This is a genomic window from Arthrobacter pascens, from assembly GCF_030815585.1.
Lineage (GTDB): Bacteria > Actinomycetota > Actinomycetes > Actinomycetales > Micrococcaceae > Arthrobacter > Arthrobacter pascens_A.
In genome coordinates, this window is sequence record NZ_JAUSWY010000001.1 from 3,680,273 (window position 1) to 3,698,898 (window position 18,626).

14 protein-coding genes and 2 tRNA genes are annotated in these 18,626 nt (G+C 65.1%); 9 read left to right on the top strand and 7 right to left on the bottom strand.

The features are described from left to right. The first annotated feature begins 46 nt into the window (after positions 1 to 46). A complete protein-coding gene (locus QFZ30_RS16925; protein WP_307078173.1) occupies positions 47 to 2,299 on the top strand; it encodes a prolyl oligopeptidase family serine peptidase in 2,253 nt (750 codons plus the stop codon). 13 nt (positions 2,300 to 2,312) lie between these two features. Here QFZ30_RS16925 and QFZ30_RS16930 read toward each other — a convergent pair whose 3' ends face one another. From QFZ30_RS16930 to QFZ30_RS16950, 5 genes are all read right to left on the bottom strand, one after another. Continuing rightward, positions 2,313 to 3,434: an NAD(P)/FAD-dependent oxidoreductase gene (locus QFZ30_RS16930; protein ID WP_307078175.1), complete on the bottom strand. Its 1,122-nt coding sequence runs from the start codon at positions 3,432 to 3,434 to the stop codon at positions 2,313 to 2,315. 76 nt (positions 3,435 to 3,510) lie between these two features. Continuing rightward, a complete protein-coding gene (locus QFZ30_RS16935) occupies positions 3,511 to 4,554 on the bottom strand; it encodes a Gfo/Idh/MocA family protein (protein WP_307078177.1) in 1,044 nt (347 codons plus the stop codon). Continuing rightward, entirely contained in the window at positions 4,554 to 5,321 is a 768-nt protein-coding gene (locus QFZ30_RS16940; RefSeq protein WP_307078179.1) for an amino acid ABC transporter ATP-binding protein, read from the bottom strand. The genes QFZ30_RS16935 and QFZ30_RS16940 overlap by 1 nt, the downstream gene beginning before the upstream one ends. After that, positions 5,318 to 6,106 (bottom strand): amino acid ABC transporter permease, encoded by a 789-nt coding sequence (locus QFZ30_RS16945; RefSeq protein WP_307078181.1) that lies wholly within the window; start codon positions 6,104 to 6,106, stop codon positions 5,318 to 5,320. Before QFZ30_RS16945 ends, QFZ30_RS16940 begins: the two co-directional genes overlap by 4 nt. 91 nt (positions 6,107 to 6,197) lie before the next feature. Then, complete coding sequence (locus tag QFZ30_RS16950; protein ID WP_307078183.1) at positions 6,198 to 7,064, bottom strand: ABC transporter substrate-binding protein; 867 nt, start codon at positions 7,062 to 7,064, stop codon at positions 6,198 to 6,200. 172 nt (positions 7,065 to 7,236) lie between these two features. On the opposite strand from QFZ30_RS16950, the gene QFZ30_RS16955 reads away from it, so the two are divergent. From QFZ30_RS16955 to QFZ30_RS16965, 3 genes are all read left to right on the top strand, one after another. Then, complete coding sequence (locus QFZ30_RS16955; RefSeq protein WP_307078185.1) at positions 7,237 to 8,349, top strand: LacI family DNA-binding transcriptional regulator; 1,113 nt, start codon at positions 7,237 to 7,239, stop codon at positions 8,347 to 8,349. 102 nt (positions 8,350 to 8,451) lie between these two features. After that, a tRNA-Ser gene (locus QFZ30_RS16960) sits at positions 8,452 to 8,539 on the top strand. A gap of 177 nt (positions 8,540 to 8,716) precedes the next feature. Then, entirely contained in the window at positions 8,717 to 10,198 is a 1,482-nt protein-coding gene (locus QFZ30_RS16965) for an MFS transporter (protein ID WP_307078187.1), read from the top strand. On the opposite strand, the gene QFZ30_RS16970 is transcribed toward QFZ30_RS16965, so the two are convergent. Further along, the gene (locus QFZ30_RS16970; protein ID WP_307078189.1) at positions 10,122 to 12,320 is read right to left on the bottom strand and encodes a RecQ family ATP-dependent DNA helicase; all 2,199 of its coding nucleotides are present in this window, start codon (positions 12,318 to 12,320) and stop codon (positions 10,122 to 10,124) included. The two genes, QFZ30_RS16965 and QFZ30_RS16970, sit on opposite strands and share 77 nt — an antisense overlap. A gap of 159 nt (positions 12,321 to 12,479) precedes the next feature. Here QFZ30_RS16970 and QFZ30_RS16975 point away from each other — a divergent pair, with 159 nt between their 5' ends. From QFZ30_RS16975 to QFZ30_RS16990, 4 genes are all read left to right on the top strand, one after another. Then, the gene (locus tag QFZ30_RS16975; protein ID WP_307078191.1) at positions 12,480 to 13,898 is read left to right on the top strand and encodes a phosphomannomutase/phosphoglucomutase; all 1,419 of its coding nucleotides are present in this window, start codon (positions 12,480 to 12,482) and stop codon (positions 13,896 to 13,898) included. 7 nt (positions 13,899 to 13,905) lie between these two features. Further along, positions 13,906 to 14,400 (top strand): hypothetical protein, encoded by a 495-nt coding sequence (locus tag QFZ30_RS16980; protein WP_307078192.1) that lies wholly within the window; start codon positions 13,906 to 13,908, stop codon positions 14,398 to 14,400. 13 nt (positions 14,401 to 14,413) lie between these two features. Further along, entirely contained in the window at positions 14,414 to 14,863 is a 450-nt protein-coding gene (locus tag QFZ30_RS16985; protein WP_307078194.1) for an RrF2 family transcriptional regulator, read from the top strand. 123 nt (positions 14,864 to 14,986) lie between these two features. After that, complete coding sequence (locus tag QFZ30_RS16990) at positions 14,987 to 16,147, top strand: globin domain-containing protein (protein ID WP_307078196.1); 1,161 nt, start codon at positions 14,987 to 14,989, stop codon at positions 16,145 to 16,147. A gap of 249 nt (positions 16,148 to 16,396) precedes the next feature. Here QFZ30_RS16990 and QFZ30_RS16995 read toward each other — a convergent pair whose 3' ends face one another. Further along, the gene (locus QFZ30_RS16995; RefSeq protein WP_307080328.1) at positions 16,397 to 18,223 is read right to left on the bottom strand and encodes a phosphoenolpyruvate carboxykinase (GTP); all 1,827 of its coding nucleotides are present in this window, start codon (positions 18,221 to 18,223) and stop codon (positions 16,397 to 16,399) included. Between the two features lie 274 nt (positions 18,224 to 18,497). On the opposite strand from QFZ30_RS16995, the gene QFZ30_RS17000 reads away from it, so the two are divergent. Beyond that, a tRNA-Arg gene (locus tag QFZ30_RS17000) sits at positions 18,498 to 18,571 on the top strand. The last annotated feature ends 55 nt before the right edge of the window (positions 18,572 to 18,626 follow it).

Here is an 18,626-nt window from a genome sequence, read left to right on the forward strand (position 1 = left end):
GCGCTTGACTTGCTAGCTGCGCGCGGATGTTGTTTGGATGGGGCGCATGACCACCACTGCAGCTGATCCAACGCCCGCACCCGGTTCCGGTTCCCCCGCCTCCCCGGCAACCGCCCCCGAACCGACCGATGAGAACGTCTGGCTTGAGGAAATCCACGGTGAGCAGCAGCTGGCCTGGGTCCGGGAACAGAACGCCCGTACTGAAGACCTGCTGGAGGACGCCGACTATGCAGGCCTGGAGGGAAGCATCCTGGAGGTGCTGGACTCCACTGACAGGATTGCCATGGTGGCCAAGCGCGGCGACTGGTACTACAACTTCTGGAAGGACCAGCAGAATCCCAAGGGCCTGTGGCGCCGCACCACCTGGGAAAGCTACCGCTCAGACGCGCCCGAATGGGATGTCCTGCTGGACGTGGATGCGCTCGCGGCCGCCGAGGGTGTGGAGTGGGTGTTCCACGGTGCCGATTTCCTCCGCCCGCCGGCCGGCGAGCCGCACCGGTTGGCGCTCCTGGCCCTCTCCCCCGACGGCGGCGACGCCAACCGGTACCGCGAGTTCGACGTCGAGACCCGGACCTTCGTTGACGCCTCTGACGGCGGCTTTGACCTTCCGACGGCGAAGGGCAACGTTTCGTGGCTGGACGCGGACACGCTGCTGGTCGCTTCCACAGCCGCGGGCCTGCCGCGGACTGCGTCTTCCTATGCCCGCACGGCCGTGACCCTGCGGCGCGGTGAGTCCCTGAGCCACGCGCCGCGGCTGTTTGACGTGGCCGAGGACCACATGATGGCCGTGGTGGCTCACGACTCCACTCCTGGTTTCGAGCGGACGTTCGCCGTGGACTACATCGACTTCTTCAACCGCAGCACCTTCTTTCTGCAGGACGGCTCCTGGGTTGAAATCGACGCCCCGACAGACGTGAACCTGAGCGCCCACCGCGAATGGCTCCTGTTCCGGCCCCAGCGCGATTGGGCAGTCAACGGAACCACGTACCCGGCAGGATCCCTGCTGGCGGCCGGGTTTGAGGAGTACCTCACCGGAGCACGGGACTTCTCCGTACTGTTTACGCCGCACACCAACACATCGCTGCAGTCCTGGAGCTGGACCCGGAATTTCCTGCTGCTCAACCTCCTGCGGGATGTCTCCTCTGAGATCCGCGTGCTCGACCCGTCCAGGCCGGGCGATGCGTCCGGCGCCTGGGCGTCCTCGCTCCTGGACGCCTGCCCGCCGCTGCATGACGTGACCGCCTACGCGGTGGACGATGAAGATGAAACCTCGGCCGACGGCGGCGCCGGGGATGATTTCTGGCTCGTCGCCACCGGGTTCACCACTCCCAGCACCCTGATGCGGGGAAGCCTCGGGCGCGTGCCCGCCCACGAGGGCAGTGCCGGGACCGCGGGCGTGGTGAGCAGCCATGCGGAAGTCAAGGCGTCGCCGTCGTTCTTTAATGACGGGCAGTACGAGGTGCAGCAGCACTTCGCCGTTTCCGCCGACGGCACCCGGATACCCTACTTCCAGGTGGCCTCCCGCGACCTTGTCCTGGACGGCCAAAACCCCACCCAGCTCTCGGGCTACGGCGGCTTCGAGGTCTCGCGGACCCCGGCCTACAGCGGGACAGTGGGCCGGGCATGGCTGGAACGGCGCACAGCGGACGCAGCCGGCACCCCTGGCGAGGGCCCGCACTCCCGCGGTGGCGTCTATGTGGTGGCCAACATCCGCGGCGGCGGCGAATACGGGCCGGCCTGGCACCGCGCGGCCCTGAAGGAAAACCGGCACCGCGCGTACGAGGATTTCGCGGCCGTGGCCCGGCACCTCATCTCCCGCGGGGTCACGTCGCGTGAGCGCCTCGGCTGCGTGGGAGGGTCCAACGGCGGGCTGCTGGTAGGAAACATGCTCACGCAGTACCCCGAACTCTTCGGCGCCGTCTCCTGCGGCGTCCCGCTGCTGGACATGCGGCGGTACACCAAGCTGTCCGCCGGTCACTCCTGGATAGCCGAATACGGTGATCCGGATGTGCCTGAACAGTGGGACTTCATCAGGACGTTCTCGCCCTACCACTTGCTCAAGGACGGCGTGGAATACCCGGAAACGTTCATCTGGACCGCCACCTCCGACGACAGGGTGGGTCCGGTCCAGGCCCGAAAGATGGCAGCCCGGATGCAGGCCATGGGCATTCCGAACGTCTGGTACCACGAAGCCCTTGAGGGCGGTCACGCGGGTGCCTCGGACAACCGGCAGGCGGCCGCGCTGCAGGCCCGCAGCCAGCACTTCCTGTGGCGGACGCTGGCCGGCGGGGCTGCTTAGCGCTGGCCGGCTCCTAGGAGAAACGCCCTGGCCGGAACGTGGCCAACATCGGGTGCTTCCTTCCGGTCAGGATCTCATCACTGAGCAGTTCGCCGGCGATAAGTCCGAGTGTGGCCCCGGAGTGGGTGAAGGCCACGAAGCAGCCGGGCACCTGGCCTGTTTCCCCGAAGACCGGTTCGCCGTCGCCGGGGATGGGCTTGTAGCCGATCTTCCAGGACGCCGGCTTGAGGTCAGGATTGCCGGCGATGAGCTTGGACGCTTCGTCGGCCAGTTCCTGGATGACGGCGTCCGGGATATCGAAGGAGCCGTCGGCATGCTCGGTGATGTGCTCTTCATACCAGTCATGGTCCAGGGCAAGGGTTTTTCCCGGATTGGGCCGGACGGCTGCGCGCGGCGTGTTCAGCACAGCCTTGACCTCGTGCTCGACCGGTTTCGTGACCACCAGCATGGAGAGTGGGGATCCGTTGGGGATCTCGACGCCGAGCGGCGCCACGACGGCAGGGGTTGCGGCCCCGCAGGCGACCACCACCGCGTCGGCTTCGTACGTGTCGCCCGCAGCCGTCTCGACACCGGCGGCGCGGCCGCCGTCGACCACGACGGAGGCCTTGCCGGCATTCAGCACGAGCTGGCCGCCGAGCAGGTGGAATTCCTCCATCAGGAAATCCACCAGGTCCGGCAGGCTGACCCAGCCTTCGCCAGGGTTGAAGATGGCGTTTTCCGGGACTGCCGTTGCATCGATCCCCGGGGTGACAGCTGCGATTTCGGCCGGGCCCAGCAGCTGGGAATCATAGCCGACAGACTCCTCGTAGGCGTGCCGGGCCGCAGTGACGTCCTGCTGACCGGCGGCGTTCCACATGAGCCCACCGCCGAACTGCAGCCAGTCCCGGGTAGGGTCTTTTGCGAAGAGCGTGCGGTAGCGATCCACACCGGCGAGGCGAAGCTGGTGATAAGGAGTGGACCTCTCTCCTGCAGAATTGAGCCAGGACAAGGAGCGCCCGGACGCCTCACTTGCGAGGCCCCTTTCGGTCAGCAGGGTCACGGATGCGCCCCCCCGGAGCAGATGGACGGCGGTGGAAACCCCCAGGATGCCGCCTCCGATGATGGCGACGCGTTTGCTTGGAGCGATGGAGGACATGGTTCTCCCCTTCATTGATACTTGGGCGCTTTGGGCGCGGGATATGGGATGCCATTGACGGCTACGGCTGGTACGGCTAAGCGAAGGCGTGGATTTTTTCGATGACCTTGAGGACTTCGAGGGACTCGGCCGGTGCAACCGGCAGCGGCCCAGTCCCCCGCAGGGCCGTGGCAAGGTCCGTGTAGAACCTTGGGTACGCCCCCTTTTCGGCCGGAACCGGTTCTGTGGCTCCGTCGATTCCCAAGACCCCCCAAGAGTCCTGGGGATCGACTCCGTAGGCGGGGTCCGACGGCGGCAGGCCAGCTGCGAGGGCCGGCTCCTGGCTGTCGAGGCCCCACTTTGTATACCCCGCCTTGGAACCGAGGACGTGAAACCGCGGGCCAACCTGGGCTGCCATGCTGTTCATCCACAGTCTGGACCGCACCCCGGATTCATGGAGCAGGGAGACGAAGGCCTCGGTTTCGGCGCCGTCCGGAGCGGGCCCGTGGTTCGCCGTTTCGCCGTAGCTTTCCTCCACTGCTCCGAACAGCCGGATGGCCTGGTCGATCAGGTGTGCGCCGAGGTCGTGAAGGATCCCACCGCCTTCGGCCAGGGTTGCCGTGTCCCGCCAGTTGCCGAATCCCTCGGGACGCCACCATTCGAACCGTGATTCGAAGGTGCGGATTTCGCCGAGTGCACCCTCCCGCACCAGCCTGTGGAGGGTCAGGAAGTCGGCGTCCCACCGGCGGTTCTGGAATACGCTCAGGTGCACACCGGCGTCGGCTGCTCGGGTGACTAGCTCTTCGCCGTCGGCCGACGTCGTGACAAACGGCTTGTCGACCACGACGTGCAACCCATGGGAGATGGCCGTGGCGGCGAGATCGAAGTGGGTGAGCGGAGGCGTACCGAGGATGACGAGATCAAGATCCCCTACAAGGGTGAACAGCGCTTCGGCAGTCGGGACGACCCGGGCCTTCGGGTATCGCCGGGCAGCTTCGGCCGCACGTTCCGGATCCGACGTCACGATGACATCCAGCGAGTAGTCCGGATCAGCTTCGACGAGCGGGGCGTGGAACACGCTGCCAGAGATCCCGAACCCGACGACGCCGGTGCGGATAGGACGGCGGGTCGTCCGGTTCATCACAGCACCTCCGACAGGAACCGCTGGAGCCGTTCGCTTTTCGGGTTGTCGAACAGTTCGGCGGGGGTGCCGGACTCGATGACTTCGCCCTCGTCCATGAAGACCACCTGATCGGCGACCTTGCGGGCGAAGCCCATCTCATGCGTGACGACGAGCATGGTCATGCCGCGCTTGCCGAGGCCTGCCATGAGGCTCAGTACTCCCTTGACCAGCTCTGGATCCAGGGCACTGGTGGCTTCGTCGAAGAGCATGACCTCGGGCTCCATGGCCAGGGCGCGTGCGATGGCGACCCGCTGCTGCTGGCCCCCGGAGAGGTCCCGCGGCCGGTGGTCGGCCCGTTCCGCGAGTCCGACCTCGGCGAGCCGGCGGCGGGCACGTTCGCGTGCCTCAGCCTTGGGCATTCCCTTGACGCTCCAGAGAGCCAGCGCCACGTTCTCGAGTGCTGTGTGGTCCGGGAAGAGATTGAAGTGCTGAAACACCATGCCGATTCGGCTCCGGAGGATGTCCGGCTTGACCTCCAGTGCGCTTTCGCCGGCGAGCAGCACGTCCCCGCTCTTGGGTTCGTGCAGCCGGTTGACGCCGCGGAGGAGGGTGGATTTCCCCGAACCGGAAGGGCCGATGATGCAGGTGGTGGTCCCCGGGGCGACGGTGAGGCTGACGTTGCGGAGCACTTCGATGTCGCCGTAGGCCATGGTCAGGTTCTTCAGCTCCAGGCTGGAGCCGTGGAAGGTTTCGATGTCTGGGGCGGTGCTGCTTGCGAGGCTCATGTGTTGCTCCCGGTGATCAGCGGCGAGGCCGCGTCGAGTTCTTTGACTTCGTTCAGGCCGCTGGTTGGTGCCGAGGGACGCCGCTTTCCGGCGCGGAAGCGGTTGTCGAAATAATTGACCAGGTGGGTCAGTGGGACCGTGATCACCAGGTAGAAGATCCCTGCCATCACCAGTGGCGAGAGGTTTCCGGAGAGCACGGCGGCATCCTGGCCGACCCGGAAGAGCTCGCGCTCGCTGACCAGCAGGCCCAGGAAGTAGACGAGGGAGGAGTCCTTGACGATGGCGATGAACTGGTTGACGAGGGCGGGCAGGACCCGTCGGATGCCCTGCGGCACCACCACCAGGGCCATGGACTTGGCGTAGCTCATGCCCAATGCACGGCAAGCCTCCCCTTGACCCTTGTCCACGCTCTGGATCCCGGCGCGGAAGATTTCGCCGATGTACGCGCTCGCGATCAGGCTCAGCGCGATGATTCCCAGGGGATAGGGGGACGGGCCGAAAATGGACTGGCTCAGCCGGGCAAAGCCTTGGCCGATCAGCAGGATGGTGAGAATGGCCGGAAGGCCGCGGAAGAGGTCTGTATAGATCCGGGCCGGAACACGCAGCCATCTGGACGGCGAGATGCCCATGATGGCCACAATCATGCCCAGGGCGAGACCGATGACCGTGGCAGCGACAGAGATGATCAGCGTGTTCAGGAGCCCTACTCCGAGGAGTTGGGGCAGGACTTCGGCCATTGCGCCGAAGTCGAAGAAGGTGCGGATGATGGTATTGAACCAGTCCATGGTTACTCTCAGACGTAGTTAGCTTTTGAGTGCCGGGCGGACCGCTTGGGGCGGCCCGCCCGTTCAGTTGCCAGCAGGCAGAGCCGGCGGCCTATTTGCTGGGGGTGGGAGTGGCTGTCTGCTCGGCCTTGGGCAGGTACTGCTCGGGCATCGGGGAGCCTGGGAACCACTTTTGGTACAGCTTCTTCCAGGTGCCGTCCTCCATCGCCGCGGCCAGGCCCTTGTTCAAGGCTTCCTTGAAGGCGGTCTTGTCCTTCGCCACCGCGAAGCCGGCGGGAGCATCGAAGGACGGGATATCGGCGGCGCTCACCAGGCCGAACTGCTCCTGGTAGGCCTTAGCAGCCTCATAATCCAGGAAGTGCGCATCCACGGCACCGCTGTTGACAGCGGAAATCGCGGTGTTGTTGTCCGGGAAGCGCACCAGGTTCGCCGATGTGAAGTTCTTGACGGCGTAGGATTCCTGCAGGGTCCCCTGCACCACGCCGAGGCGCTTTCCAGCGAGACCGTCCGCGTTGTTGATCCCTGAGGTCTCCGTGGTGATGACGGTCAGGTAGCCGGCCAGGTAGCCGTCGGAGAAGTCGACGGTCTGCTTGCGCTTGTCGGTGATGCCGATGGCGGCGACTCCTGCGTCGAATTGGCCGTTGGCCACTGCTGCGAGCAAGCCGGAGAAGTCCTGACCGGTGAAGACGACGTTGTCCACTCCGGCGCGGTGGGCGACGTCCTTGAAGAGCTCAACGTCGAAACCGGTGAAGTTACCCTGGGCATCGGCGAAGGTGTAAGGCTTCGAATCACCGAGGCTGGCCACCCTGATGGTGCCCGGCTGGATCAGTCCGTAGGGGTTATCGGCGGTCGAGGAGGACGAGGCGGGGCTGGATCCCCCGCAGGCCGAAAGTGCCAGGACGGTTGCAACCGCGGCCGCAACAATTGCCCCGGGGCGGAATTTCAATCGATTAGTCACAGCGTTTTTCCAATCATGGGAAGCAGGGCGGCCTTGGGCCGGTCGAACGGATTTTCAGAATCCCTTGCTGAGTCCGGTCTCAGCCCGTACGATTGAGACCGGACTCACATGGGGTTGCTAAAAATGTAACCCAAGCCACATCGGCCGTCAAGGCCCCTCTCGGAAGGCCGACATGAGCAGTAATGGTTCAAGGCGCCGCGACATCACGGTCGCGGACGTCGCAAAGGCCGCCCAGGTGTCAAAAGCCCAAGCCGCACGGGCCTTGGGTAACTACGGCGCCGTCAGCCAGGATGTCCGGGAGCGTGTACTGGCGGCAGCGGAAGAACTCGACTACCGCCCGAACGAACTCGCCCGCAGCATGAACACCGGCAAATCCCACACCATAGGGGTGGTCGTGGGTGACATCGAAAACCCGCACTTCGGCCTTGCCACCAGGGGCATCACGGACGTCGCGAAGAAGAGCGGGTTCCACGTCATCCTGATCAATACGGACGAAGAAACGGCTGCGGAAGTCGAGGCGGTCCGTGTGCTTCTGGACAAGCGGGTGGACGGCCTCATCGTTGCACCGGCGTCGTCAGTGGAGATCCGACACCTGCAACAGGTTCGCGAGTCCGGACGCCCGCTTGTCCTGCTGGATCGCAAGGCCGGAGGACTGGACGTCGAGACTTTCGCCGTGGACACGGGCGATATCTCCTACGAGTCCACACGTTATCTCCTGGAGGCCGGACACCGGCGGATCGCCTTCGTCTCAACCCTCAAAGCAGCCCAGCCCTACAACGATGGCATGGAGCTCGCCTCGTCCCAGATCTCCGAGCGCGTTGACGGAATGCTTAAAGCCTTCGAGGATCACGGCCTCCGTCACCCCGCGGGCCTGGTCCGGCTCAACGCGGGCGATGCGGAATCCATTCGGAAGATCACCCGGGAGCTGCTGCAGGGCCCCGATGCGGCCACAGCCATCATCGCCTCTGACGGCCTCATCGCCTTAAGCGTTGTGGAAGGTATCCAGGAACTGGGCCTGTCCATCCCAGGCGATGTCTCCTTCCTGATGTACGACGACTTCGCATGGACGCGCCTCACCACGCCGCCCCTCACCGTCATCGCACAACCCGTCTACGAGATGGGGATGGCAGCCGCAAACGCCCTGATTCGGCAGATCGAAGGCCGGAAGGCACCCACCGCAGCGGAGACCCTCAAGGCCAGGCTGGTCCGTAGAGGATCCGTCGGCGTGCCACGGGCCGCAGAAACCTACAACCCGCCCTCATCACATCAGTTCACGGCTTCCTGATGTCCCTGCCGCCCCCGCAAGCCCCCTCAGCCCCCTGGTATCGAGCCGTTTTGCGCTGCATGCCCCGTTCTGCGTATCCTTGGTGGGCTAGGAATAGCAATTGGAGACGTGCCAGAGCGGCCGAATGGGCTTCACTGCTAATGAAGTGTGGGGCACAACTCCACCGGGGGTTCAAATCCCCCCGTCTCCGCGTTTGGCCCCGGTCCTGGACCGGGGCCTTTTGCGTTTGCGGCAAGCCCAAGTAGGTCGCATTTAACGTCGTCATGAGCGCTCATAACGACGTTAAATGCGACCTAGTTGGGGCGGGACATATCCGCGGTGCGGACACGGCACGACCCCCGCACGGCCACGATGGCAGGATAAACGGATGGCAGCAGGCAACCCGGTGGACACGAACCCCAGCGACAGCCAGGTGTGGAACCCCCGACTGGCGCTGCTGGTGGCCGCCACGTTCTTTATGGAATTCCTCGACGGCACCGTCCTCACCACCGCCATCCCAAGCATCGCCGGCGACTTCGGCGTGCCTGCCGCCGACGTCAACATCACCATGACGGCGTACCTCATGACCGTGGCCATGGGCATTCCCCTCAGCGGCTGGCTCGCCGAGCGGCTGGGGGCCCGGCGTGTGTTCTGCCTTGCCATAGCGATCTTTACCGCCGCTTCGCTGGGCTGCGCCCTGAGCCAGGACCTCACCACGCTGACGCTCAGCCGGATCCTGCAGGGAGCGGGCGGGGCAATGATGGTTCCGGTCGGCACGCTGGTAGTGCTGCGCGGAACTCCAAAATCGGAGCTTTTGCGCGCCACCGCATTCCTTGTCTGGCCGGGGCTGCTGGCTCCCGTTCTGGCTCCCCTGGTGGGGGGCGCGCTGACCACGTATCTGTCGTGGCATTGGATCTTCCTCATCAACCTGCCGCTGGGCCTCGCAGCGTTCATCGCGGCGTTGCGGCTGGTGCCCACCGCTGCAGGTGACCGTCAGCGCAGGCTGGACTGGCTGGGCCTGGTCCTGACCACCACCGGAGTGGGCGCCCTGGTGGTGGGCCTGGAATTGGCTACCGGCCACCACGACGGTCCGTGGGCGGCACTGTGTGCAGCCGCAGGCGTAGCCTCCCTCGCAGGGGCAGCGGTGTGGATGACGCGAGCCAGGAACCCGCTCTTTGATCTGAGTGTCTTTTCCACCCGGACTTTCCGGGCCATGGCCACCGGCGGCTTCGTCTATCGGCTGACCATCAGCTCGGTGCCCTTCCTCCTGCCCCTGATGTTCCAGGCCGGTTTCGGCTGGACTCCGCTGCACGCGGGAATCATGGTGGCGGCGGTCTTCATCGGGAACATCGGCATCAAGCCGGCCACCACACCGCTGATCAGGCGCTTCGGATTCAAGGCGATGCTCGTGTTCGCTTCCCTGGCCTCAGCGGCGACCTTCGTGCTGTGCGCCCTGCTGACCGCCGATACTCCACAGCCCGTCACATTTGCCCTGCTGGTGTGCAGCGGAGCCTTCCGGTCCATCGGCTTTTCTTCCTACGCCTCCGTGCAGTACGCGGACATCGTCCCAGCCCAGCTCACGTCGGCCAACACCGTCTCCGCAACGCTGGTCCAGCTCGCCACAGGTACGGGCATCGCGGTGGCTGCGCTGCTGATCCGTGTTTTCGACGGCCTGGCCTTGCTCCCCCAGGACCCCGCCGGTCCGTTCCGAGGGGCTTTCATGGCCATGGCCGTTCTTATGCTGTTCAGCACCGCAGACAGCATGACGCTGCACCGGCATGCCGGCGCGGAGGTCAGCCGGCCTGGCCAAGCACCAGGGGAAGGACAGCCCCCGCCCCCGCCTGCCGCAAGGCGCGTCCCGCGACGGTGACAGTCCAGCGGCTGTCCACCAGATCATCAATCAGCATCACGCTCTGGCCGTGGATGGACGCGAGGGAGGCCTCCAGCTCCGGGCCCACCACCAGTCTGTCCCACACTCCAGCCAGCCGGTACGCGCTGTTGCCACCACGGCCTCCCGTGGGTCCGCCATGGCCCAGCTGAAGCTCGCCGAGATAGGGCATCCGGCCAATCTCCGAAATCCCTTGCGCCAGGGACCGGACCAGTTCAGGCCTCCCCCGCGACGGGATGCTGACGATGGCTGCAGGCCGGCCCGCACCGCTCCAGCCCGGATTGCGCGGGTCACCTGTCCCCCATTCACGCAGCACCTGCACGCACGCCTGGAGCATGCCCGGGTCAACCTGCCGGTCCGTGGCGCCGGCCGCGAACAGTTCGCGCAGGGCACCGCCCCAGCCGAGATCAGTGAGCCGGGCCAGGATACGGCCGTCCGCAAGACCTTCAGCCGGCTTGATCTTGCCTTTGACCGGGACACCCAGACGGTCCATGCCGCTGGGCCACTGCAGGCGTGCCTCCAGTACTCCGCCGGCCCGGCTGAGCGTCTGGCCGGCCGCTTCCGTGGCATTCGCCGCGATGTCCGCCGGGAACCACTGGCCCGCGCAGTTATCACAACGGCCACAAGCATGTGCTGTCTCGTCGTCCAGGACCGAGGTGATGTACTCCATCCGGCATCCGGCGGTGTCCTGGTAGATCACCATTGAATCCTGCTCGTCCACCCGGGCCTCGGCAATCCGGCGGTAACGCTCGGCGTCGTAGATCCAAGGCTGGCCGGTGGACCGCCATCCCCCGCCCACGCGCTCCACGGCACCGTCCACTGCCAGGACCTTCAGCAGCAGCTCCAGAGGAGTGCGGCGGAGGTCAACCCGCGCCTCCAGGGCAACAGTTGAAACCGCCGCGCCGGCGTCGGCCAGCGCCGCCAGCACTGCATTGGCTTTTTCTTCGGACGGCATCGAGGCGGTGGCAAAATACTGCCAGATATCGCGGTCCTCCGAGCCCGGCAGCAGCAGGACATCCGCATTGGCCGCACCACGCCCCGCACGGCCCACCTGTTGGTAGTAAGCCACCGGGGAGGAAGGTGCACCAAGGTGGACCACAAAGCCCAGGTCGGGCTTGTCGAAGCCCATCCCCAGCGCCGACGTGGCCACCAGCGCCTTGACTTCATTGTCCTTCAGCAGCTGCTCCGCCCGTTCCCGGTCCGCGGGATCGGTCCTGCCGGTATACGCCAGAACCTTGTGCCCGGCTTCCGCGAGAAGCCGGGCAGTGTCCTCAGCAGCGGACACCGTGAGCGTGTAGATGATGCCGCTGCCGGGGAGATCGGCGAGGTGCGTCAGGAGCCAACCCAGCCGTTCGCGTGAATCAGGCAGCGCAAGCACGCCGAGGCGCAGCGAGTCGCGGCCCAGTGCACCGCGGATGGTCAGGACTCCGACGCCCAGCTGTTCCTCGATGTCGTGGACTACGCGGGAGTTCGCCGTGGCCGTGGTGGCCAGGACCGGAACGGTCTCCGGCAGCTGGGTGATCAGGTCTGCAATCCTGCGGTAGTCCGGCCGGAAATCATGGCCCCAGTCGGAGATGCAGTGGGCCTCGTCAATAACCAGCAGACCTGTTCGCCGGATGAGCTCCGGCAACTGGTTCTCCCGGAACGAGGGGTTGGTGAGTCGCTCCGGAGATACCAGCAGCACGTCAACTTCATCGGCCGCCAGCTGTGCACGGACGGTGTCCCACTCCAGCTGATTGGCCGAGTTGATAGCCACTGCCCGCACCCCTGCGCGGGCGGCCGCAGCCACCTGGTCCCGCATCAGTGCGAGCAACGGCGAGACGATCAGCGTGGGGCCCGCGCCCCGGCGTCTGAGCAGCAGGGACGCGACGAAGTAGACGGCCGACTTGCCCCAGCCGGTGCGCTGTACCACCAAAGCCCGCCGGCCGCCGTCGACCAGCGCCTCAATCGCCTCAAACTGTCCATCATGGAATTCCGCTGCAGGATGCCCCACCAGCTCACGGAGAACCTCAAGGGCCTGGAGGCGGGTGGGGGAAGCGGAGTCAGCTGGGCTCAGCGAAGGAAGTGCGGCGGAAAGAAGGGCGGCGTTCTGGTTATCGACCATTGATTCAGTATCCCAGCCACCACTGACACCCAGAAGCCGGCCGGCCCGCTATGTGGATATGCAGCCGCACGGGCGGCCGGAAGGATGGGCCATGGCTCGCAATCCCGGCGCCAGTTTCCCTCAACAGGCATCCCCGCGGTTCCACGTAAGATAGGACCCGTGACTAGCGAACAGACAAAGACTTTTGACCTCTCGGCATCCTTCAAGGCCTACGACGTCCGGGGCATCGTGGGTGATTCCATCACGGCCGAAATCGTCGAAGCCGTGGGCGCCGCGTTCGTTGACATCCTGCAGCTGGAAGGCCAGACGGTCCTGGTTGGCGGCGACATGCGCCCTTCGTCGCCGGAATTCAGCAAGGCCTTCGCAGACGGTGCAGCCACCCGCGGAGCCAACGTCCAGCTCCTTGACCTGATCTCCACCGACGAGCTCTACTTCGCCTGCGGTTCACTCAATGCGGCCGGTGCCACCTTCACCGCGAGCCACAACCCGGCCGAGTACAACGGCATCAAAATGTCCAAGGCCGGCGCCCAGCCCATCTCGTCCGAATCCGGCCTCAAGGAAATCCAGGCCCTCGCCGAGCAGTACCTGAACGCCGGAAATATTCCTGCCGCCGCAACCCGCGGCCTGATCGGCGTCCGCGATGTCCTCAAGGACTACGCCGAGTACCTGCGCCAGCTGGTGGACCTCTCCGGATCTCGGCCGCTCAAGGTAGTGGTGGACGCCGGCAACGGCATGGCCGGCCTCACCACACCCGCGGTCCTGGGCGACGCACTGCTGCCAAAGCTGCCGTTCGAGATCATCCCCCTGTACTTCGAGTTGGACGGCTCGTTCCCCAACCACCCCGCCAACCCGCTGGAACCCGCGAACCTCCGCGATCTGCAGGCCGCCGTCATCGAGCACGGTGCGGACATCGGCCTGGCGTTCGACGGCGACGCCGACCGCTGCTTTGTCATCGACGAAAAGGGTGAGCCCGTGTCGCCGTCGGCCATCACCGGCATGGTGGCACGCCGCGAAATCGCCCGCGCCCAGGCGCAAGGCGAGTCGAACCCCACCATCATCCATAACCTCCTCACCTCCCGCGCGGTACCGGAGCTTGTAGAACACGACGGCGGACGAGCCGTCCGCACCCGCGTTGGCCACTCGTTCATCAAAGCAGTCATGGCCGAGGAAGGCGCGGTGTTCGGCGGCGAGCACTCGGCACACTTCTACTTCCGCGACTTCTGGAACGCAGACACGGGAATGCTCGCGGCCATGCACGTGCTCGCTGCCCTCGGTGAGCAGGATGGCCCGCTCTCCGAGCTCGGCCGTGAGTACGAGCCCTACGTTTCCTCGGGTGAAATCAACTCCGAAATCGATGACAAGGCCGGAGCAGTTGAGCGCGTCCGCGCAGACTTCGCCGGTGAAGACATCACCGTTGACACCATGGACGGCAGCACTTTCACGGCAAATGACGGCAGCTTCTGGTTCAACCTTCGCCCGTCCAACACCGAACCGTTCCTGCGCCTGAATGCCGAGGCCACCAACCGGGCAACGATGGAACGCGTGCGGGACCGGGTCCTGTCGCTTGTCCGGGGCTAGGTCCGCCGTGACTGATCAAGCCTCAAGCGGCCCTGCGGCAGGGACAGGGGCCAACTGGCGGGAGTCCGTCCCCGAGGCCACGGCCACGGACCTGGAGAACCTGCTAGGGACCGGCGTCGGGGCAGCGCAGGAACAACTCCAGCGGAACGGCGGTTTCCTGCCCTTCGCCCTGGTGGTGGAGAACGACGGCGAGGTCCGCCTGGTAGCCGTCTCACCGGCCGATGCCGCAGAGGGTTCGGACGGCGACTTCGATGCCGACTCCATGATCGGGGACCTTACCGAACTGCTCCGGCAGAACAGGGGCGATTTCAGGGCTACGGCAGTCGTCTGCGACATCCTTCTGGTGGAGGAAGGCTCAGATGCCATCCACGTCGCTGCCGAGCACCGTGATGGGTCCGTCTTTGCTGCCGTACTCCCCTACGCGGCCAACACTGCGACCCACGAGTGGGAATTCGGCCAGCTCGCCGCTGACAGCAATGAACCCTCCATCTGGGTGGACTAGACCGGCTGGCTGCATGAAAATCAATGCGTTTGCAGACGTGAGCCTCCGGGCCCTCATGGTGCTGGCGGCAGCCTCTGAAGGCAGCCTCCTCACCACCCAGAGCATCGCCGATGCCGTGGGCACCCCGTATAACCACGTCAGCAAGGCGATGGCCAAGCTGCGTGGCCTGGGCCTGATCGAAGTGGAACGCGGCCGGACGGGTGGCTCCCGCCTGAGCCCAAGCGGGCGACGGGTGACGGTGGGCCAGGTCCTCAGGCAGCTGGACACCCGCACCGACGCGGCCGATTGTGTAGCGCCCAGCGGCAACTGTCCGCTGATCAACGAATGCAGGCTCCGGGTTGCCCTGGCCCGCGCCCGCGAGGCGTTTTACCGGGAACTCGATACAGTGGTGGTGGCCGACCTGCCGGGCTCCCGGCAAATGACTCCCGTTTTCCAAATGATCGGGCTGCGCGCGGGGCTTTAGGGTCGCGGATTAGGTTATAAGTTCTACACGGTGTAGAACTTGATGTATGAATACTTGTATTCCAAATACCGGTATTCTCACTGGTCCGGACGAAAGCCCTGGCCCCTTATCTCAGGAGTACTTATGCTCTCGGACAAATCCCGCCCTGTTATTGAGGCAACCCTGCCGCTCGTCGGTTCACGGATCGGCGCCATCACCCCCAAGTTCTACTCCCGGCTGTTCGCCGCGCACCCGGAGCTGTTGGACGGACTGTTCAGCCGTTCCAACCAGCGGTCCGGCAACCAGCAGCAGGCACTGGCCGGAAGCATCGCCGCCTTCGCCACGCATCTGGTGAACAATCCCGGTACTCTTCCGGAGCTGGTCCTGTCCCGGATCGCCCACAAGCATGCTTCGCTGGGCATTACGGAGCCCCAGTACCAGGTGGTCTATGAGCACCTCTTCGCGGCCATCGCCGAGGACCTCGCCGACGTCATCACACCGGAAATCGCCGAAGCCTGGACCGAGGTCTACTGGCTTATGGCTGATGCCCTCATCAAGATCGAAAAGGGCCTCTACGCCATTCAGGCGAACGACAAAATGTGGACCCCGTGGCGGGTCGCTTCCAAGACTTTTGCGGGCACCGGCGCCATGACCTTCACCCTTGAACCCGCGGACGACACCCCCATCACCACCGCGCTGCCCGGCCAGTACGTCAGCGTCAAGGTGCAACTCGCGGACGGGCTGCGCCAGGTCCGCCAGTACTCACTGTCCGATGACGCAGGCACCGGCCGCACCTTCACCACCAAGCTGGACGACGACGGCGAGGTCTCCCCAGTGCTGCACCGCGGCGTCGGAGTCGGTGACATCCTGGAACTCTCCAACCCCTACGGCGAGATCACCCTCAAGGACGGCGACGGCCCGGTGGTTCTGGCATCCGCCGGAATCGGCTGCACACCCACGGCGTCCATCCTCCGGTCGCTCGCCGAGTCAGGTTCCGGGCGCCAGGTGCTGGTGCTTCACGCGGAAAGGACGCTGGACAGCTGGGCGTTGCGAGGCCAGATGACGGACGACGTCGAGCGCCTCGGCGGTGCCGAACTCAAGCTCTGGCTCGAAGAGCCGCGTGTCGGTTCCCTCGAAGGATTCATGTCCCTGCGCGAGGTGGACCTGCCGGCCGATGCGTCGCTCTACCTGTGCGGGCCGCTGCCGTTCATGAAGAGCATCCGCAACGAAGCCATCAATGCCGGCATCCCGGCCACGCGGATCCATTACGAGGTCTTCGGCCCGGACATCTGGCTGGCCAGCTGAATTAGCAATCGATTGCTCCGTACGAGCCCTCCTGACAAGTGAAAAGGGCCGGGGGCCCACGCCTGGGCCCACGCTACCGAGGGGCCCCAATCGAGCTTGCGAGATTGGGGAGGTAGCGGGGAGGGTTCCCTGGCCGAACTTGTGAGGCTAGGGAGCCGATGGGGACAATCGATGAAAGTACGACGGCGGCCCCGCACCTTTCTTGCAAAAGGTGCGGGGCCGCCGTCGTCGTAAACAGGGCCGTGGGGACTAGCCCAGGCGTGACTTCAGGCTGGCAAGCTCGGACTGCAGGGCGTCAGGCAGGGAGCCGCCGAAGTTACCGAACCACTCCTCGATGGACGCGAGTTCGGTGGCCCACTCGGCCGGGTCAACCCGGACAGCTTCCTCAACCTGGGCGGGGGTCATGTCCAGGCCCTTGAGGTCGATGGAATCACCGGTTGGGACGAACCCGATGGGTGTCTCCACGGCGTCAGCCTTGCCCTCGAGCCGTTCGATGGCCCACTTCAGGACGCGGGCGTTGTCGCCGAATCCGGGCCATGCGAAGCCGCCCTCGGAATTCCGGCGGAACCAGTTGACCAGGAAGATCTTGGGCAGGCGCTCCGGGTTGGCTTTGGCGGACAGGTTGACCCAGTGGTTCAGGTAATCGCCTGCGTCGTAGCCGATGAAGGGCAGCATGGCCATCGGGTCGCGGCGGACCACGCCCACGGCGCCGGCTGCGGCGGCAGTGGTTTCGGAAGACAGCGTGGAACCCATGAAGATGCCGTTGGACCAGCTGCGTGCTTCGGTGACCAGCGGGATGGTGGTCTTGCGGCGGCCGCCGAACAGGATCGCCGAGAGTTCCACGCCGTCGGGGTTGTTGTACTCCTCAGCCAGCATGTCGATCTGGTCGATCGGCGTGCAGAAGCGGGAGTTGGGGTGCGCGGCCGGCTGGTCCGAATCAGGGGTCCAGGAGTTGCCCTGCCAGTCAGTGAGGTGCGCGGGCACTTCCTCTGTCATGCCCTCCCACCAGACACCGCCGTCGTCGGTCAGCGCCACGTTGGTGAAGATGCTGTGGCCCTTGGCGATGGCGCGCATCGCGTTGGGGTTGGTGCCCCAGCCGGTGCCCGGTGCCACGCCAAAGAGGCCGGCTTCGGGGTTGACGGCGCGGAGTTCGCCTTCCTTGCCGAAGCGCATCCAGGTGATGTCGTCACCCAGGGTCTCCACCTTCCAGCCCTCGATGGTGGGATCGAGCAGCGCGAGGTTGGTCTTGCCGCAGGCCGATGGGAAAGCAGCCGAGACGTAGTACGTCTTCTGCTCAGGGGACGTGAGCTTCAGGATGAGCATGTGCTCGGCCAGCCAGCCTTCGTCGCGGGCCATGACAGAGGCGATACGCAGGGCGTAGCATTTCTTGCCCAGCAGCGCGTTTCCGCCGTAGCCGGAGCCGTAGGACCAGATGGAGCGCTCTTCGGGGAAGTGGACAATCCACTTGTCCGGGTTGCACGGCCACGGCACGTCCGGCTGGCCCGCTTCGAGCGGTGCGCCCAGAGAGTGCAGGGCGGGGACAAAGAAGGCGTTGGTTTCGGTGATGCGGTTCAGGACATCGGTGCCGATGCGGGCCATGATGCGCATGGAGGCAACAACGTAGGCACTGTCCGTGATCTCCACGCCGAACTTGGGATCCTCGGCGTCGAGGTGGCCCATGACGAACGGGATGACATACATGGTGCGGCCGCGCATGGAGCCTGCGAACAGTCCGCGCAGCTTCTCCTTCATTGCCGCCGGGGCCATCCAGTTGTTGGTGAAGCCGGCGTCGTGCTCCTTCTCGGAGCAGATGAAGGTTTGTTCCTCAACACGCGCAACGTCAGCGGGATCGGAGAATGCGGCGAAGGAGTTGGGGAAGAGCTCCTGGTTCAGCCGGGTCAGCGTTCCCGCTTCAACGAGTTCGCTGGTGAGGCGTGTATCTTCTTCTTCGGATCCGTCGACCCAGTGGATACGGTCCGGCTGCGTAAGCTCAGCAACCTCTTCGACCCATGCCAGCAAGGCAGCATGTGTGGTGGGTGCTTTCTCAAGCAGCGGCTTCTGCGCCAGATCGCCCATTGCGGTTCCCTTCCTCGGGTTCATCGGTGTGTCCTAAATGTTATTTGGCGGGAGGGCCCAATTTCTGGGCCCGCGCTGCACTTTGATGAGCGTTTGCTGCGGAATCCGCGTAGATTCAACAAATCGGAGGGAAAACTTAGCCAAATAAGTGACGAAGCTCACCTAGACCGGTCTAGTCGGCTAGATTACATACGGTTCGATTTGGCACTCCGGGCCACCCTCGCGTAAAGTAATTCGAGGTTCAGGGAGAGCGATTCTCCAAGAAACACACGATGCGCCCATAGCTCAGCTGGATAGAGCGTCTGTCTACGGAACAGAAGGTCAGGGGTTCGAATCCCTTTGGGCGCACAGAGAAAGGCCCGCAACGGTTCCCCGCTGCGGGCCTTTTGCTTTACCCCGCAGC

Coding starts and splice junctions, on each gene's coding strand:
- QFZ30_RS16965 (WP_307078187.1), top strand. CDS start 8,717: ATGGCAGCAGGCAACCCGGTGGACACGAACCCCAGCGACAGCCAGGTG.
- QFZ30_RS16945 (WP_307078181.1), bottom strand. CDS start 6,106: ATGGACTGGTTCAATACCATCATCCGCACCTTCTTCGACTTCGGCGCA.
- QFZ30_RS16930 (WP_307078175.1), bottom strand. CDS start 3,434: ATGTCCTCCATCGCTCCAAGCAAACGCGTCGCCATCATCGGAGGCGGC.
- QFZ30_RS16995 (WP_307080328.1), bottom strand. CDS start 18,223: ATGGGCGATCTGGCGCAGAAGCCGCTGCTTGAGAAAGCACCCACCACA.
- QFZ30_RS16990 (WP_307078196.1), top strand. CDS start 14,987: ATGCTCTCGGACAAATCCCGCCCTGTTATTGAGGCAACCCTGCCGCTC.
- QFZ30_RS16955 (WP_307078185.1), top strand. CDS start 7,237: ATGAGCAGTAATGGTTCAAGGCGCCGCGACATCACGGTCGCGGACGTC.
- QFZ30_RS16970 (WP_307078189.1), bottom strand. CDS start 12,320: ATGGTCGATAACCAGAACGCCGCCCTTCTTTCCGCCGCACTTCCTTCG.
- QFZ30_RS16935 (WP_307078177.1), bottom strand. CDS start 4,554: ATGAACCGGACGACCCGCCGTCCTATCCGCACCGGCGTCGTCGGGTTC.
- QFZ30_RS16940 (WP_307078179.1), bottom strand. CDS start 5,321: ATGAGCCTCGCAAGCAGCACCGCCCCAGACATCGAAACCTTCCACGGC.
- QFZ30_RS16985 (WP_307078194.1), top strand. CDS start 14,414: ATGAAAATCAATGCGTTTGCAGACGTGAGCCTCCGGGCCCTCATGGTG.
- QFZ30_RS16925 (WP_307078173.1), top strand. CDS start 47: ATGACCACCACTGCAGCTGATCCAACGCCCGCACCCGGTTCCGGTTCC.